Here is a 15,353-nt window from a genome sequence, read left to right as displayed (position 1 = left end):
AATCACGCGATGAATACGGAAAGACAGTATGAAGTTTCTGCTGAGCAACGATGACGGCTACGCCGCCCCTGGCCTCGCCATGCTGGCCCAAACGCTGCGGCGTTATGGCGAGGTGGTGGTCGTGGCGCCGGACCGCGACCGCAGCGGCGCCAGCAACTCGCTGACGCTGGACCGCCCGTTGACGGTGCGCTCGGCGGACAACGGCTTTTACTACGTCAACGGCACGCCCACCGACTGCGTGCACCTGGCGGTGACCGGGCTGTTGGATTTCAAGCCGGACATGGTGTTCACCGGCATCAACCACGGCCCGAATATGGGCGACGACACGCTATATTCCGGCACGGTGGCGGCCGCCACCGAAGGCTTCATGCTGGGCATCCCGTCCATCGCGGTTTCGCTGGCCGGGCATAGCGGCAAGCATTTCGCCACCGCCGGAAAAGTGGTGGAACAATTGGTCGAACGTTGCCTGGAACAGCCGTTTGCCCAGCCGGTTCTGCTGAATGTGAACGTACCGGACGCGCCGCCGGAACAACTCGGCGCAATGCAAGTGACCCGGCTGGGACGCCGCCACGCCGCGCAGCCGGTGATCAAATCTCAGAATCCTCGCGGCGAGACGATATACTGGGTAGGGCCGGTCGGCGCAGTGCAGGACGCCGGGGCCGGAACCGACTTCGGCTGCATTGCGGCGAACCAGCCCTCGGTGACGCCGCTGATGCTGGATCTGACCGCCTACGGGCAATTGGACAGGATTTCCACATGGCTTCACCGCTGACACAGAACAGCCAGGCTTACGGCATGCTTTCCGAGCGCACGCGCCGGCGCATGACCGACCGTCTGCGCCAGCATGGCATCGCCGACGAGCGAGTGCTGACTGCCATGCATGAAGTGCCTCGCCATCTGTTCGTCGATCAGGCCCTGGCCACCCGCGCCTACGACGATGTGTCGCTGCCCATCGGCCACGGCCAGACCATCTCGCAGCCGCTGACAGTGGCCAGAATGACCGAACTGCTGATCCAGGGTCGCCCGCCGGGCAAGATCCTCGAGATCGGCACCGGCTGCGGCTACCAGACGGCGGTGCTGCTGAAGGCTGGCGCCGAAGTTTATTCAGTGGAACGACTGGGCACGATTCTGGACCAAGCAAGACGCAATCTGCGCGCCGCCAAGCTGGTCCATGCCCGCTTGGTGCACGGAGACGGCAATACCGGCCTGGCCGAGGCCGCTCCCTTCGACGGCATCATCGTCACCGCCGCCGCGCGCGCGGTGCCGACCGCCCTGGTGGATCAGCTGGCCGACGGCGGCAGAATGGTGCTGCCGCTGGGAGAGGGCGAGCAACATTTATGGCTGTTGGAGAAAACAGCGCAAGGTTTGCAAAAGACTAGGCTCGATCCAGTGAAATTTGTTCCACTGCTGAATGGACGCAGTTAAAACTGCAAAAACGCAACACTATCACTGTCAGACAATCGAGCAAGACCCCAACTTAAACGTTTCTACACAAAAACATGCTAAAAATGCATTGCAGGTATGCCCATATATTAGCTGCGCTAGCCGCCACCGCATTGGCCGGCTGCAGCAGCATGGTACAGCAGGCGGCGCCGGTGGAATCCGCGGCGCCCTCGACGATAAGCAGCAACAAGCCGGCCCCGGTGGCAGCCAACGCCAACCATGCGGCCAATACGGAAGCCATGCCCTACCGGGACGCCGGCAACCTGAATATGCAGCCCGTGGGCCAAGCGCCGGCAGCGTCTGCGCCTGCCGCAGGCGAACAGACTTACGTGGTGAAGCCGGGCGACAATCTGTTCCGGATCTCGTTGAACCACGGCTTGAAGTACAAGGATGTCGCCGCCTGGAACAACCTGCCGGATACCGGCATCAAGGTGGGACAGGTGCTGCGGCTGACGCCGCCAGGCGGCGATGCAAGCCCGGCGCCGGTTACGACGGCGGCAGCGGCGCAGCCGGCGCCAGTGGAACCCGCCGCCGCCGCGGCGACCGGCGGCGCGGTCAAGACGTATCCCAAGGCGCTGAAGCTGCCTTACAGCGGCGAAGCGGCCAAGGACATCGCGGCTCAGAGCGAGGGCCGCGGTGGCGTCAAAAACAACGCTCAGGCATCAAGCTCGACCCCTTCCCCCGCCCCGGGGAAAAAGCAGGAAGCCAGCACGGCAGTTGCCGCCGCGCCGGCGCAGGAGGCCAGCGCCCCCGCGGCCAAGCAGGAAGAAGACGCGGTGGCATGGCTGTGGCCGACCGAGGGCAAGCTCATCAAGGGTTTCTCGGAAAGCAACAAAGGCATTGAAATCAGCGGGCGCATGGGCCAGCCGGTGCTCGCGGCAGGAGATGGCAAGGTGGTGTACAGCGGGACCGGGCTGCGCGGCTACGGCAAGCTGATCATCATCAAGCACAACAAGACTTTCCTGTCGGCTTACGCGCATAACAGCCAGCTGCTGGTCAAGGAGGGACAGTCTGTCAAGAAAGGGCAGAAGATTGCCGAGATGGGCAATACCGATGCCGACCAAGTCAAGCTGCACTTTGAGGTGCGCCGTTTCGGCAAGCCTGTGGATCCGATGCAGTATCTTGAACACAAGTCCTAGCGGGTAGGCTCAGCCCCCGCCGGGACCAGACAGCGACGGGGGTAGAGTCATGAGCAACGAAATCGACATTCTGGACGAGAGCGAGATTCTCGACGAGGAAGCCGCCGAAGAAGGCGCAGCGGAGGCCGAAGCCGAAGAAAGCGCGGACAGCACCGCGGTCTTTGAAGACGTGGTCGCCGATGTCACCCAGATTTACCTGAACGACATCGGCAACAACGCGCTGCTGACCCCGCAGGAAGAACTGGCGCTGGCGCGGCGCGTAGTCGCCGGGGAGTTTGAAGCTCGCCAGAAAATGATCGAGCACAATCTGCGGCTGGTGGTGAACATCGCCAAACACTACATCAACCGCGGGCTGGCGCTGCTGGATCTGATCGAGGAAGGCAATATCGGCTTGATGCACGCGCTGGAAAAGTTCGATCCGGAGCGCGGCTTCCGCTTCTCCACCTACGCCACCTGGTGGATACGCCAAAGCATAGAGCGGGCGATCATGAACCAGTCGCGCACCATCCGGCTGCCGGTGCATGTGATCAAGGAGCTGAACGTCTACCTGCGCGCCTCGCGCCATCTGGAAAGCCAGATCGGCCGCGAACCCACGCTGGACGAAATCGCCCATTTGGTCGGCAAACCGGTGGACGACGTGCGCAAGGTGATGAACCTGAACGAGCGCATGGCCTCGCTGGATGCGCCGCTGGACATCGATCCGATGCTGTCCATCGGCGAATCGATCCCGGACGAGCAGCATGAGGAGCCGGAGCTGCAGTTGCACAACAGCCAGCTGGAAACCTTCGTCCACGACTGGCTGGGCCAGCTGAACGAAAAACAGCGGCTGGTCATCGAACGGCGCTACGGCTTGAACGGCTACGAGATCTGCACGCTGGAAGAGCTGGCCGCCTCGCTGAACCTGACCCGCGAGCGCGTGCGGCAGATCCAGATCGAAGGGCTGGAACAGCTGCGCCGCATCCTGCGCCGCAAGGGCATCTCTCGCGACTTCCTGCTCTAAGCGCGGCAAACCTCGCGCATCGGCCCGGCCCCATGCCGGGCCTTGTCATTTCCAGCGCCGCGCCTGGCGCAACCAGCGCCGCTCCCCCGCCGCATCGGCCTGCGGCTGGCGATAGCGCAACTCGACATACTCCTTCACCAGCCGCTGCAGACGAGCAAAATCATCGCGCGGCAGGCCCTGGGCCGCCTTCAGCAGCTCAATCGGCCCAAGCGCGGGCGAGACTGCGACGCCACGCTGCGCCAGCCGCTGCCGCAGCCTCATCCATCCTTCGGCCAGCGGCGGCTGCCGCGGCCGTCTACGCCACCACCAAGCCAGCGGCAATAGCGCCAGCGCCATACCGATCAGCAGGCCGCGCACCACGCTGCCGCCATCGACATCGTCTCCCAAGCCCAGACGCTGGAACAGGCCGCGCTGCCGGGCGGCATCGTAACCGACCACCCACTGCTGCCAGGCGAAATCCGCCGCCTGCCATTGTTGCCGCCACCGGCGCAGCCACTGCGGCGGCAGCACCGCGCCCGCGCCGTCCGCGCCGCGCAAAGCCGGCAGTGACTGTTCCGCCCCCTGCTCCAGCCGATTCGGAGAAACCGCCGAGGTCGGATCCACTCTCAGCCATTGCCTCTGATCCGCGAGCCAGACCTCAACCCAGGCATGGGCGTCGGAGGAACGCACCAGCCAGAAACGGCCCAGCGGATTGAACTCTCCGCCCTGGTAACCGATGACCACCCGCGCCGGCATGCCGGCGGCGCGGGCAAGAAAAGCGAAGGCCGAGGCGTAATGCTCGCAAAATCCCTGCCGCGAGCCGAACAGAAACGCGTCCACCGGCTGCTCGCCCAGCAATGGCGGCTGCAAGGTGTAGCGGAAGCCCCCCAGCCGCAGATATTGCAACGCCTCCCGCACAAAGCCGGTTTCGCCGCCGCCGCGCTGCCGCAGTTGCCATGCCAGCGCCCGGCTTCTGGCGTTGCCGGCCGGCAGTTGCAGATAAAAGGCGCGCCTGCCGGCCGATAGCGGCTCCGTGACGCGCGCCCCAACCATGCTGACTAGCGGATAGCGCGCCAGATCGTCCTGGCTGCGATCCTGCCGCAGCAAGCCGCCGGGTGCCATATGACTGCCCGGCGCGGCGGCCTGCGGCATCTCCAGCGCCGGCAGACGTCCCTGGTCGGCGCGCAGCGTCAGGCTGTATGCCAACTCACGTCCGCCCGAGAGCGCCAGCGGCGATACGCTCTCCTCGGCCCCTCGATGCCAGCGCCGGCCATCAAACGCGTCCAACAGCATCACCCGCCAGTACAGCTGATCCTGGCGCGGCGGCAGCCCGTCGAACACCACGCTGAATGCCGGCTCCCGATTCAGAATCAGTTTGCTGATGCTCCCGGGCTCCATGTCCTCGCCCAGGCCGCTGCCGGCGGCAGGCTGTTGCTGCGGCATGCTCCACAGCGGCTCCGGCAGGCGCGGCATCATCACGAACAGCACCAGCATGATGGGCAGCGACAACAGCAAGGCCTGCGCCGCGCTGCGCCAGCTGCCGCGCGGCAAGCCGCCGGCCAGCATGGCGGTGGCCCAGGTCAGCAACAGCAAGGCGGCCACCAGCCAGGCCGCCATCAGCGGCGACTGGTTGAACAGCAGCGGCATCGCCGCCAGGAAAAAACCCAGCGCCAGCAGCACGCGCCAGTCGCGCAGCGTGGCGGTTTCATAGGCCTTGAACGCCGTCAGCAGCACCAGCAGCGCCACGCCGCCCTCGCGGCCGATCAAGGTGCCCAGTTGCAGCCAAGCCGCGCCTATGGACAGCATCAGCAGCGGCAACAGCAACCAGCGCGACGGCAAGCGCCCATCGCGACGGGCCAGCCAGCCGCGTCCGAGCAAGGCCGCGCCGCCCAGGGCCATCAACCACAGCGGCAGAAACCATGCCAAGGGCAGCATGACCCAGGCCAATGCCAGCAGCACCGGACCATGGCGCATGGCCTGCCCCGGCCCGCTCATCCGCGGCTCCCGAACAAGGCCAGCGCGGCCAGCGCCAGATCGCGCTGCCGCGGCTGCGGACCGATCTCGGCATCGGGCAGGCACAGCCGGTAGCGCTGGCGTTGCCGCTCGCACTGTTCCACCCGCCAGGCCATCCGCGACAATCTTCGTTCCGCGTCCGTCTCCTGGCCGTAATCGCTCCAGCGGATCAGCCGCAGCGCGCTGCCCGCCTCGCCGACGAAACGCTTGCTGGCCAAGGTGTCGCGCTGCGCCAGCACCTTCCAGGCGATCTGCCGCGGCGTATCGCCATGGCGGTAGGCGTCGAGGTGGGAGAAGTCGTCGCCGCCAGGCCGAGCGTCACCCCCCTCCCCGCCATCGCCTTCGCCGGCGCCGCGCGACGCATCGGGCAAAGGCGCCGGATAGACCAGCGCCCGCGCGTCCAGGCGCAACACTGCCCAGGCGCGGATCAAGCCGAATGGCGCGTCGCTTTGCGCCACGCACGGCGGCAGCGCCAGCCAGCCGCGCCGGGTGGTCGGCACCGCCAGCACGGCCTCGCCGCCATGGCCATCGAAAACGCAGGGAATAAGGGCATCGTCCTGGCCCAAGAGATGCAGCGACAGCTGCCTCGCCTGCGGCTGCGGACTGTCCAGCCGCAGGCGGAAACCGGCAGGGTCGCCGGCAAACACCGGCGCGCCGGCCTCTACCGACACGACCAGGCCGGACAACTGGCGATAGGCCATCAGCACCGCCACCAGCGCCAGGCCCACGATCCAGAACGCCAGGGCATAGGCCAGGCTGACCTGGTAATTCAGCGCCCCCACCCACACCGCCAGCGCCACCGCCAACAGCAGCAGGCCGAAACGAGTGGGCAACAGATAAATCCTCCGCTGCGTCAGTTCGCAGCGCTCTTGCAGCGGCAGCCGCGCCAGCCACCAATGCCGGAAGCGATCACGGAATGGCGACATGGGCGAGCAGCCGCTCCAGTTCCTGGCCGACGTCCGCGCCGGACGCCGACTGCAGCCGGTGCGCCGCCACCGGCAGAAAGATCGCCTTCACGTCCTCCGGCAACAGATGATCGCGCCCAGCCAGCAAGGCCCAGCCGCGGGCGGCGGCCACCAGGGCCTGCCCGGCGCGCGGACTCAGCCCGGTGACGAACAGGCCGGGACGCCGCGTGGCTTCCAGCAGCGCCAGCAGATAATCGGCCAAGGCCGGCGACACCGTCACGGCGGCGGCCTGCTGCTGCAGCGCCTGCAGCTCGCCCGGCGACATCACCGCCTGGAATCGCGCCAGCAGGTCGCGCCTGTCCTCGCCCATCAGCAGCGCCCGTTCCGCCTCGCGCGGCGGATAGCCGAGGGAAATCCGCATCAGAAAGCGGTCCAGCTGCGATTCCGGCAAGGGAAACGTCCCCATCTGCTCGCCGGGGTTCTGCGTGGCGATGACGAAAAACGGCGACGGCAGCGCATGGGTCTCGCCGTCTATCGACACCTGGCGCTCCTCCATCGCCTCCAGCAAGGCCGACTGCACCTTGGGCGAGGCGCGGTTGATCTCGTCGGCCAGCAGCACCTGGGTGAACACCGGCCCCTTGTGCAATTCGAAGCGCCCGCCATCGCGCTGATAGATGCTGACGCCCAGGATATCGGCCGGCAGCAAGTCGCTGGTGAACTGCACCCGACGGTAATCCAGGCCCAAGACGGTGGCCAGGCCGTGCGCCAGCGTGGTCTTGCCGACGCCGGGCACATCGTCGATCAACAGATGGCCGCGCGCGATCAGACAAGCGAAGGCCAGCCGGATCGGCTGCGGTTTGCCCAGGATAAGCGTGTTCAGTTGCCGGTAGGCAAGGGAGAGAGATTGCATTTGACCCCGGTTGCGCGCAGTATTTATCAAAATCACATAATCGCCATCCATTGTAAGCGCGTAGGGAGCGTACGTGTTCAACTGGCTGAAAAACCGCCTGCAGCGCAACGGCCTGACGGCCTACATCACCCATCCCGACTGCCTGCTGCACAATATGGGGGTGGGCCACCCGGAATGCCCGGAACGGCTGACGGCTATCCGCGACCAGCTGATGGCCTCGCAGATCTTCGACGCCCTGCAGGAAGTCGAAGCGCCGGAAGCCACCTATGAACAGCTGGCGCGCGTCCATCCACCCCGTTACGTCGAATACCTGGAAGCCTGCGCGCCCAGCGTCGGCACCTTCCGCATGGACCCGGACACCGCGATGTCTCCCGGCACGCTGAAGGCGGCCCACCGCGCGGCCGGCGCCGTGGTGAAGGCGGTGGAGCTGGTGGCCGAGGACAAGGCGCCCAACGCCTTCTGCGCCATCCGCCCCCCCGGCCATCATGCCGAGAGCGACAAGGCAATGGGCTTCTGCTTCTTCAACAACATCGCCGTCGGCGTCGCCCACGCGCTGGCCCAATACAAGTTCGAGCGGGTGGCGGTGGTGGATTTCGACGTCCACCACGGCAACGGCACCGAGGAAATCCTGCACGACGATCCGCGCGTGCTGATGGTGTCCATCTTCCAACACCCGTTCTACCCCTATTGTGGCGACAAGCCGCAGGGACCGAACATGCACAACGTGCCGCTGAAAGCCGGCAGCGGCGGACGGGAGTTCCGCGAGGCGGTGGAAAACGTCTGGCTGCCGCTGCTGCACGACTTCCAGCCGCAGATGCTGTTCATCTCCGCCGGCTTCGACGCCCACCGTGAAGACGACATGGGTTCGCTGGGCCTGACCGAGGCCGACTACGAATGGGTGACGCGCCATCTGCTGCAGATAGCCGACCAATACTGCGCTGGCCGCATCGTATCGGTGCTGGAGGGCGGCTACGACCTGTCGGCGCTGGGCCGCAGCGTCGCCGCCCATATCCGGGTGCTGTCAGATGGCTGAACGCCAATCTCACTGACAAAGGACTGAAATGAAGCGCTGGTTCCAAAATAATCGCGGGTTTCTGGTTTTCCTGCTGGTATTCGGCCTGTTCCGCACCGCGGTGGCGGACTGGAACCCGATCCCATCCGGTTCGATGCGTCCCACCGTGCTGGAAGGCGACGTGGTGCTGGTCAACCGGCTGGCCTACGACCTGAAGCTGCCCTTGAGCAACGTCATCCTGCATCGCACCGGCGAACCTCAGCGCGGCGACATCGTCACCTTCGCATCGCCCAAGGACGGCACGCGGCTGATCAAGCGATTGGTGGCCGTGCCCGGCGACATGGTGGAAATGCGCAATGAGGAACTGATCATCAACGGCCGCACCGCCCATTACCAACCGCTGCAGCAACTGACGGAGACCGTGGCGGACAATGTGGAGCTGCCTGCGCTGCGCTTGCAAGAAAGCGGCGTGCTGCCGCCGCACCGCATGCAATGGCTGGCAGGCGTCAACGCCCGCAGCAGCTTCGGTCCAATCACGATCCCGCCGGGGCAGTACATGATGCTGGGCGACAACCGCGACGACAGCGCCGACTCGCGCTACTTCGGCCTGGTGCCGCGCAATCTGCTCATCGGCCGCGCCGTCGGAATCATCGCCTCCGCCGACATCACCGGCAACTGGATGCCGCGCTGGGAGCGTTTTGCCAGCGATTTCCACTGATCGTCCATCGCCAAACAAAAAGCCGTCCCATCCGGGACGGCTTTTTCTTGGCCGAAAATCAGGCGTCAGCTGGCGTCGCTCTTGCCGCCTATCTTGTCTTCCTGGCCAGTCATCAGCTTGATCAGATTCGACTTGTGGCGATGGATCACCACGATGGCGATGATGATGCAGGTGCCGAAGAACACGCTCTGCGGCCCGAGGATGAAGTAGGCATAAACCGGGACCAACAAGCAGGCGACCAGAGCGGACAGCGAGGAAATCTTCACAACGAAGGCCATGAACAGCCAGGTGGCGATCGCCGCCAGCGCCAGCGGCAGACTGATGCCGAACAGAATGCCTACCGCGGTGGCCACGCCCTTGCCGCCCTTGAAACCGAAGAACACCGGCCACATATGGCCGAACAGCACGGCCAGCGCGCACATGGCGATGCCCTGCTCGCTCAAGCCGTAGCGCGGCCCCAGCCAGGCGGCCAGCGCCACCGCCACCCAGCCCTTGGCGCCGTCGCCGAGCAGCGTCAGCACCGCCGCCAGCTTCTTGCCGCTGCGCAGCACATTGGTGGCGCCGGGGTTGCCGGAGCCGTAGCTGCGCGGGTCGGCCATGCCCATCGCCTTGCTGACGATCACGGCGAAAGACAGCGAACCGATCAGATAGGCCGCCAGGACAAATGCAAATGCGGTCGTGGTCATGGTGGTGGTGTGTCCGTTAGATTAGAATAGGAGGTTTCGGATTTTACGGTATCGGGCGCCAAAGCCCAACCTCCTAGGACTGATGGACATCATATTCCTGCGCGAAGTGCGCGCCGACACCGTGATCGGCGTGTACGACTGGGAGCGCACAGCCGCCCAGACCATTGAAATCGACCTGGAAATCGGCATTCCCAGCGACACGCCCTGCCACAGCGACAATATCGGCGACACCATACACTACGGCGTCGTGGTGGAACGTTTGCGCCAATCGCTGGAGGAACAGCACTTCCTGCTGCTGGAGGCCCTGGCCGAGCATATCGCCAAAATGGTGCGCGAGGAATTCGGCGCGCCCTGGGTCAGGGTAGCCGTGACCAAGCTGGGCATTCTGCCTGGCGTCAAACGGGTAGGCGTGCAGATAGAACGCGGCCACCGGCCGCGCTGAGACCGGATCAGTCGGTATTGAAGCGCAGCTTCAGGCCGACGTCCTTATTGTGCATCTTGACGCTCAGATGGGTGCGCTTGCCCAGGTCCACATTGGGCACCAGCCGCAATGTATGGCCGTCGGCATCCTGCTCCAGCCGCACCGGCCCCAGCTGCAGCCCCTGCGGCGTCAAATCCTGCTTCTGCACGGCCGCATCTCGCGGCGAAGCGCACATCAAGGCCTGCGGCAGGCAAGCCGCCAGCGCGGCTGCGCACTGCAGCCAGATGGCAAGCGAGAACAGCAGACGGCCGACCATGCCACGACTCCATCCATTGACAATTTAATCATGGACCAAGCCGCGCAGCCGTCAAGAACCGCTTGTAAATCAGCGGTTTCGCATGAAGTCCGCGGTGTTGTAGAACGCCTCCAGCAACTTGTCCTTCAGCCAATCCTCCACCACCAGTTCGCTCACCGCCTGCCGCATGCACAGCATCCACTGGTCGCGCGCCGCCTCGTCGACGGCAAAGGGCATGTGGCGCATGCGCAGGCGCGGATGGCCAAAAGCCTCCATGTACAGAGACGGGCCGCCCAGCCAACCGGACAAAAACATGAACAGCTTCTGGCGCGAGCCGGACAAATCGGCTGGATGCATGTCGCGCAGCGGCTTTGCCGCAGGTTCGCTGTCCATGATGTCGTAGAACCGGTCCGTCAGCCAACGCACCACCCCTTCGCCGCCCAGCAGTTGGTACGGCGTCATTTCCTGCACTTCGCTCATTCTTGCTCCAGATGCCGGCCCAATGCGCCGGCGGTATTTCAAACGCCGCGGAAGGCAAAATCCAATTGCGGCTTGCGGCCGCTGATGATTTCCGCCAGCGCCCGCCCCGAGCCCGCGCCTTCGGTCCAACCCAGCGTGCCGTGGCCGGTATTCAGATACAGCTTGCCGATGCCGCTCTTGCCGATCAGCGGCACATTGCCCGGCGTGGCCGGCCGCAGACCGGTCCAGAAACGCGCGGCATCCCAGTCGCAGGCGCCGGGAAACAGGGCCTGCCCTCGCCGCAGCAAGGCGGCGCAGCGGGCCGGATGGAGATGGGACGAATAGCCCGACAACTCAGCCGTGCCCGCGATGCGCAGCTCGTCGCCCAGGCGGCTGAATACCAGCTTATGCGCTTCGTCGGTAATGCTGACCATGGGCGCGGCCACCAGGCTCTTCACCGGCACCGTCGCCGAATATCCCTTGGCCGGATAAATGGGTAGCCTGAGACCCAGCGGCGCAGTCAATAGCGGAGAATGGCTGCCCAGCGCCAACACGTAAGCGTCGGCCGTCACCCGCTGGTAACTGCCGTCCGGCCCCGTCACCGACACCGCGCTGACTGCGCCGGCCGTCGTCTCCAAGGCATTGATCCGGGTATTGTAGCGGAACTCCACGCCCAGTCCGGCGGCCGCTTCGGCCAGGCCGCGCGTGAACAGATGGACATCGCCGGACTCGTCGTCCGGGCACCAGCTGGCGCCGGCCAGCTGCGGCAGCGCCGACGCCAAGGCCGGCTCCAGCGCCAGCAGCTGATCGGGTGCCAGAATCCGTTTATCCACCCCCAGCCGCCGCATCCTGACGGCGGCGCGCTCGGCCAGGGCCAACTGGCCGGCCGTGTAATGCAAGGTCAGAATGCCGCGCGACAGGCGACGGTAGGCAATGCCCGTTTCCTCGCGCAGCTGGCGCATCGCATCGCGGCTATACAGCCCCAAGGCCACCATCTGCCGCGTATTGCCGTGATCGCGCCCTGGCAGGCATTCCAGCAGGAAATCGGCGATCCAGCGCCATTGCGCCGGCTCCAGCCGGGGCCGGAACAGCAGGGGCGCGTCGTCGCGCCATAGCCAACGCAGCACCTGCCACGGCGCGCGCGGATTGGCCCACGGTTCGGACTGGCTGACCGACAACTGGCCGCCATTGGCGAAACTGGTCTCGCGCGCCGCGCCGCAGGCGCGCTCCAGCACCACCACCTCATGGCCCATTCTGGCCAGGAACCAAGCGGTGGACACGCCCACCACGCCGGCCCCAAGTACTGCCACACGCATTCCGCCTCCATCAGACAAGACAACGGGCAAGACACGCTTGCCCGTTATGGCGGAATGTTAAAGCCAAATGCGCGCGGCGGCGACTATTTTGTCGGACAAACCGCCTATTTCTTGGCGTGCTCGTACACGGTCTTGCCGCGCAGATGGAAATAATCGGACGCGAAATAGAAGTTTTCCGAGTGGCCGACGAACAGCAGGCCATCCGGCTTCAACAGCGGGGCGAAGCGCTTGAGCACGCCGAACTGGGTATCGCGGTCGAAATAGATCATCACATTGCGGCAGAAGATGGCGTCGAACTGCTTGCGCACGCTCCAGTTTCCCTCCACCAGATTCAGCCGCTGGAAGGTGATCATATTGCGCAGCGCCTGCTTGGCCTGGTAACTGCCGTCCGGCAGCTTGTCGAAATACTTGACCGCATGGCCAGCCGGCAGCCGGGCGATCTTGTCTGCCGAATAAATGCCGGTGCGCCCGGTTTCCAGCACGCTGGTATCCAGATCGGTGGCCAGCACGGTGACATTCGGCCGCGACATGCCGGGGAAGGCCTCCAGCGCGGTGATCGCCAGCGAGTACGGCTCCTCGCCGGTGGAAGCCGCCGCGCACCAGATGGACAACTCGCCGCCGGCCGCCGCCCGCTTCTTCAGATGCTCCGACAGGATGGGAAAATGGTGCTCCTCGCGGAAGAAGAAGGTCAGGTTGGTGGTCAGCGCGTTGACGAACTGCTCGAACTCGCGCTTGCCGCCTATCGACTCCAGAAAATCGACGTAGGCGGCAAAGCCGGGCAGCTTCAGCTCGCGGATGCGGCGCACCAGCCGGCCGTACACCATGTCTTTTTTGGATGGATTGAGCGCAATCCCCGCTTCCTTGTAGATCAGCTTGCGGATGCGTTCGAAATCGGCGTCAGTGAAAGTGAACTCTCGGTTGAATTCTATCTTGGGCAATACCACTGGCGGCAGTTTGTTCATGTCGTGGATTCCACAGCAAAAAGGCCCGGGCAAGTGCCCGAGCCTGGTTCTCACCTTCGCTCAGTATCACACCGAGAACGAAGAACCACAACCGCAAGTCGTAGTGGCGTTGGGATTGCGGATCACAAACTGCGAGCCTTCCAGGCTTTCCTGGTAGTCGATCTCGGCGCCGACCAGGTATTGGTAGCTCATCGGGTCTACCAGGAAAGTCACGCCCTGGCGCTCGATGGCGGTATCGTCCTCGTTGGCGATCTCGTCGAACGTGAAACCGTACTGGAAGCCGGAACAGCCGCCACCGGTCACGAAGACGCGCAGCTTCAGGTCGGGATTGCCCTCTTCCGCGATCAAGTCCAGCACCTTGGTGCAGGCGCTGTCGGTGAAGTTGATCGGGCTCGGCATTTCGGTAGCAGCTTCTGTCATGTGTAACCTCGCATTCAGTCGGGCCGGTTCGCGGCCATTCACCCACTATTTTAGTCGGATATCGGGGCGAATGGCGAGCCTTCAAGCCCCATACCCGCCATCAGGGCAGCAAGGGCACCACATCCAGGCCGTCGGTTTCCGGCAGGCCGAACATCAGATTCATGTTCTGCACCGCCTGGCCGGCCGCGCCCTTGACCAGATTGTCTATCACCGACAACACCACCACGGTGTCGCCGCCCTGCGGCCTATGCACGGCGATGCGGCACAGGTTGGCGCCGCGCACCGAGCGGGTTTCCGGATGGCTGCCGGCCGGCAGCACGTCGACGAATCCTTCGCCGGCGTAACGGCGCTCGAACAGCTGCTGCAGATCGACATCCTTGGTCAGCCGCGCATACAGTGTGGCATGGATGCCGCGTATCATCGGCGTCAGGTGCGGCACAAAAGTCAGGCCGACCTGCTTGCCGCCGATATGGGAGAGACCCTGGCGGATTTCCGGCAGGTGACGGTGGCCGGCCACGCCATAAGCCTTGAAGGAATCGCCGGCCTCGGCCAGCAGCGCCCCGATCTCGCCTTTGCGGCCGGCGCCGGACACGCCGGACTTGCAGTCGGCGATCAGGCTGCCTGCATCGACCACGCCCGCCTCGATCAACGGCAGGAAGCCCAGTTGCACCGCGGTCGGGTAACAGCCCGGGTTGGCCACCAGCCGCGCGCTGCGGATCGCCTCGCGGTTCACTTCCGGCAAGCCGTAAACGGCGTCGGCCACCAGATGCGGCGCGGCGTGCTTGACGCCATACCACTTCTCCCACTCGTAGACGTCCTTGATGCGGAAATCCGCCGCCAGGTCTATCACCCGCACGCCGGCATCCAGCAACGCCGTCGCTTCCTGCATGGCAATGCCGTTAGGCGTGGCGAAGAACACTACATCGCAATCCTGCAGCCTGGCCTCATCCGGCGTGGTGAACGCCAGGTCGATGCGGCCGCGCAGGCTGGGGAACATCTCGTCGACGCGGATGCCGGCATCCTTGCGCGAGGTCACTGCCGTTACCCGGGCCTGCGGATGCTTGGCCAGCAAGCGCAACAATTCCACCCCGGTGTAACCGGTTCCTCCGACGATCCCAACCTTGATCATGGCCAGCCCTTTATATAAAAAAATGTCGCAAAGGCGACAGTTTAGGCAGTGAAAGCTGTCGCGGCAAGACCGCGGCAACACATAAAGAAAAGAAAAAACCGCCGGGCCAAGGCCAGGCGGTTTTTTTCCATGCAGAACCGAGCGATTAACGCTTGGAGAACTGCTTGGCGCGACGTGCTTTGCGCAGGCCGACTTTCTTACGCTCAACTTCACGAGCGTCGCGGGTAACGTAACCAGCGGCGGACAGGGAAGGCTTCAGAGCGGCGTCGAAGTCGATCAGGGCGCGGGTGATGCCGTGGCGGATTGCGCCGGCTTGGCCGGTTTCACCACCGCCAACCACGTTTACCTTGATGTCGAAGGATTCGAGGTTTTCGGTCAGGACCAGCGGCTGGCGGATGACCATGCGACCAGTTTCGCGGGCAAAATACTCGTCAACCGGCTTGCCGTTAACGATGATCTGGCCGGAACCTTTTTGCATGAACACGCGAGCGACGGAGCTCTTGCGACGGCCGGTGCCGTAGTAGTATTTACCGTTCATTGTTATGC

At 64.7% G+C, this 15,353-nt stretch carries 18 protein-coding genes; 7 read left to right on the top strand and 11 right to left on the bottom strand.

The window, feature by feature from the left end:
* Positions 1-28 precede the first annotated feature (28 nt).
* The 4 genes from surE to rpoS all read left to right on the top strand — a co-directional run bounded on the left by surE (position 29) and on the right by rpoS (position 3,582).
* Positions 29-772 carry a 5'/3'-nucleotidase SurE gene (gene surE, locus JHD59_RS03130; protein ID WP_199153115.1) on the top strand — a complete coding sequence of 248 codons (744 nt, stop codon included), beginning with the start codon at positions 29-31 and terminating at the stop codon, positions 770-772.
* Positions 757-1,425, top strand: a complete 669-nt coding sequence (locus JHD59_RS03125; protein ID WP_103320886.1) for a protein-L-isoaspartate(D-aspartate) O-methyltransferase — start codon at positions 757-759, stop codon at positions 1,423-1,425. The genes surE and JHD59_RS03125 overlap by 16 nt, the downstream gene beginning before the upstream one ends.
* A 149-nt stretch (positions 1,426-1,574) precedes the next feature.
* On the top strand, positions 1,575-2,582 hold the full coding sequence (locus JHD59_RS03120; protein ID WP_199153114.1) for a peptidoglycan DD-metalloendopeptidase family protein: 1,008 nt from the start codon (positions 1,575-1,577) through the stop codon (positions 2,580-2,582).
* 49 nt (positions 2,583-2,631) lie between these two features.
* Positions 2,632-3,582, top strand: coding sequence for an RNA polymerase sigma factor RpoS (gene rpoS, locus JHD59_RS03115; protein WP_103320887.1), 951 nt, complete (start codon positions 2,632-2,634; stop codon positions 3,580-3,582).
* Between the two features lie 45 nt (positions 3,583-3,627).
* On the opposite strand, the gene JHD59_RS03110 is transcribed toward rpoS, so the two are convergent.
* Genes JHD59_RS03110 through JHD59_RS03100 form a run of 3 tightly spaced genes read right to left on the bottom strand, consistent with a single transcriptional unit; the run spans position 3,628 to position 7,389 of the window.
* Complete coding sequence (locus JHD59_RS03110) at positions 3,628-5,556, bottom strand: DUF3488 and transglutaminase-like domain-containing protein (protein WP_199153113.1); 1,929 nt, start codon at positions 5,554-5,556, stop codon at positions 3,628-3,630.
* Positions 5,553-6,500, bottom strand: a complete 948-nt coding sequence (locus JHD59_RS03105; RefSeq protein ID WP_199153112.1) for a DUF58 domain-containing protein — start codon at positions 6,498-6,500, stop codon at positions 5,553-5,555. Before JHD59_RS03105 ends, JHD59_RS03110 begins: the two co-directional genes overlap by 4 nt.
* Positions 6,484-7,389: a MoxR family ATPase gene (locus JHD59_RS03100; RefSeq protein ID WP_199153111.1), complete on the bottom strand. Its 906-nt coding sequence runs from the start codon at positions 7,387-7,389 to the stop codon at positions 6,484-6,486. Before JHD59_RS03100 ends, JHD59_RS03105 begins: the two co-directional genes overlap by 17 nt.
* Before the next feature lie 73 nt (positions 7,390-7,462).
* Here JHD59_RS03100 and JHD59_RS03095 point away from each other — a divergent pair, with 73 nt between their 5' ends.
* Positions 7,463-8,422 (top strand): histone deacetylase family protein, encoded by a 960-nt coding sequence (locus JHD59_RS03095; RefSeq protein WP_199153110.1) that lies wholly within the window; start codon positions 7,463-7,465, stop codon positions 8,420-8,422.
* 28 nt (positions 8,423-8,450) lie between these two features.
* Positions 8,451-9,119 (top strand): signal peptidase I, encoded by a 669-nt coding sequence (gene lepB / locus JHD59_RS03090; RefSeq protein WP_199153109.1) that lies wholly within the window; start codon positions 8,451-8,453, stop codon positions 9,117-9,119.
* A 65-nt stretch (positions 9,120-9,184) separates the two neighbouring features.
* On the opposite strand, the gene plsY is transcribed toward lepB, so the two are convergent.
* Entirely contained in the window at positions 9,185-9,805 is a 621-nt protein-coding gene (gene plsY / locus JHD59_RS03085) for a glycerol-3-phosphate 1-O-acyltransferase PlsY (RefSeq protein WP_199153108.1), read from the bottom strand.
* An 82-nt stretch (positions 9,806-9,887) separates the two neighbouring features.
* Here plsY and JHD59_RS03080 point away from each other — a divergent pair, with 82 nt between their 5' ends.
* A complete protein-coding gene (locus JHD59_RS03080; protein ID WP_043629044.1) occupies positions 9,888-10,247 on the top strand; it encodes a dihydroneopterin aldolase in 360 nt (119 codons plus the stop codon).
* A 7-nt stretch (positions 10,248-10,254) separates the two neighbouring features.
* Here the strand turns inward: JHD59_RS03080 and JHD59_RS03075 are convergent, their stop codons facing one another.
* The 7 genes from JHD59_RS03075 to rpsI all read right to left on the bottom strand — a co-directional run bounded on the left by JHD59_RS03075 (position 10,255) and on the right by rpsI (position 15,345).
* Positions 10,255-10,542 (bottom strand): hypothetical protein, encoded by a 288-nt coding sequence (locus JHD59_RS03075; RefSeq protein WP_199153107.1) that lies wholly within the window; start codon positions 10,540-10,542, stop codon positions 10,255-10,257.
* A 69-nt stretch (positions 10,543-10,611) separates the two neighbouring features.
* Positions 10,612-11,001 (bottom strand): group II truncated hemoglobin, encoded by a 390-nt coding sequence (locus tag JHD59_RS03070; RefSeq protein ID WP_199153106.1) that lies wholly within the window; start codon positions 10,999-11,001, stop codon positions 10,612-10,614.
* A 38-nt stretch (positions 11,002-11,039) separates the two neighbouring features.
* Positions 11,040-12,296, bottom strand: a complete 1,257-nt coding sequence (locus tag JHD59_RS03065) for a D-amino acid dehydrogenase (RefSeq protein WP_199153105.1) — start codon at positions 12,294-12,296, stop codon at positions 11,040-11,042.
* A gap of 104 nt (positions 12,297-12,400) precedes the next feature.
* Positions 12,401-13,258 carry a CheR family methyltransferase gene (locus tag JHD59_RS03060; protein WP_199153104.1) on the bottom strand — a complete coding sequence of 286 codons (858 nt, stop codon included), beginning with the start codon at positions 13,256-13,258 and terminating at the stop codon, positions 12,401-12,403.
* Positions 13,259-13,324: 66 nt separating this feature from the next.
* Positions 13,325-13,678: an iron-sulfur cluster insertion protein ErpA gene (gene erpA, locus JHD59_RS03055; protein WP_043629032.1), complete on the bottom strand. Its 354-nt coding sequence runs from the start codon at positions 13,676-13,678 to the stop codon at positions 13,325-13,327.
* A 100-nt stretch (positions 13,679-13,778) separates the two neighbouring features.
* Positions 13,779-14,807, bottom strand: a complete 1,029-nt coding sequence (gene argC / locus JHD59_RS03050) for an N-acetyl-gamma-glutamyl-phosphate reductase (RefSeq protein WP_199153103.1) — start codon at positions 14,805-14,807, stop codon at positions 13,779-13,781.
* A gap of 145 nt (positions 14,808-14,952) precedes the next feature.
* A complete protein-coding gene (gene rpsI, locus JHD59_RS03045; protein ID WP_103320897.1) occupies positions 14,953-15,345 on the bottom strand; it encodes a 30S ribosomal protein S9 in 393 nt (130 codons plus the stop codon).
* Between the last annotated feature and the right edge of the window lie 8 nt (positions 15,346-15,353).

This window comes from Chromobacterium sp. ASV23, from assembly GCF_016428945.1.
GTDB lineage: Bacteria > Pseudomonadota > Gammaproteobacteria > Burkholderiales > Chromobacteriaceae > Chromobacterium > Chromobacterium sinusclupearum.
The sequence above is the reverse complement of the archived record's forward strand: the minus strand, read 5'-3'. Positions and strand labels throughout refer to the sequence as shown.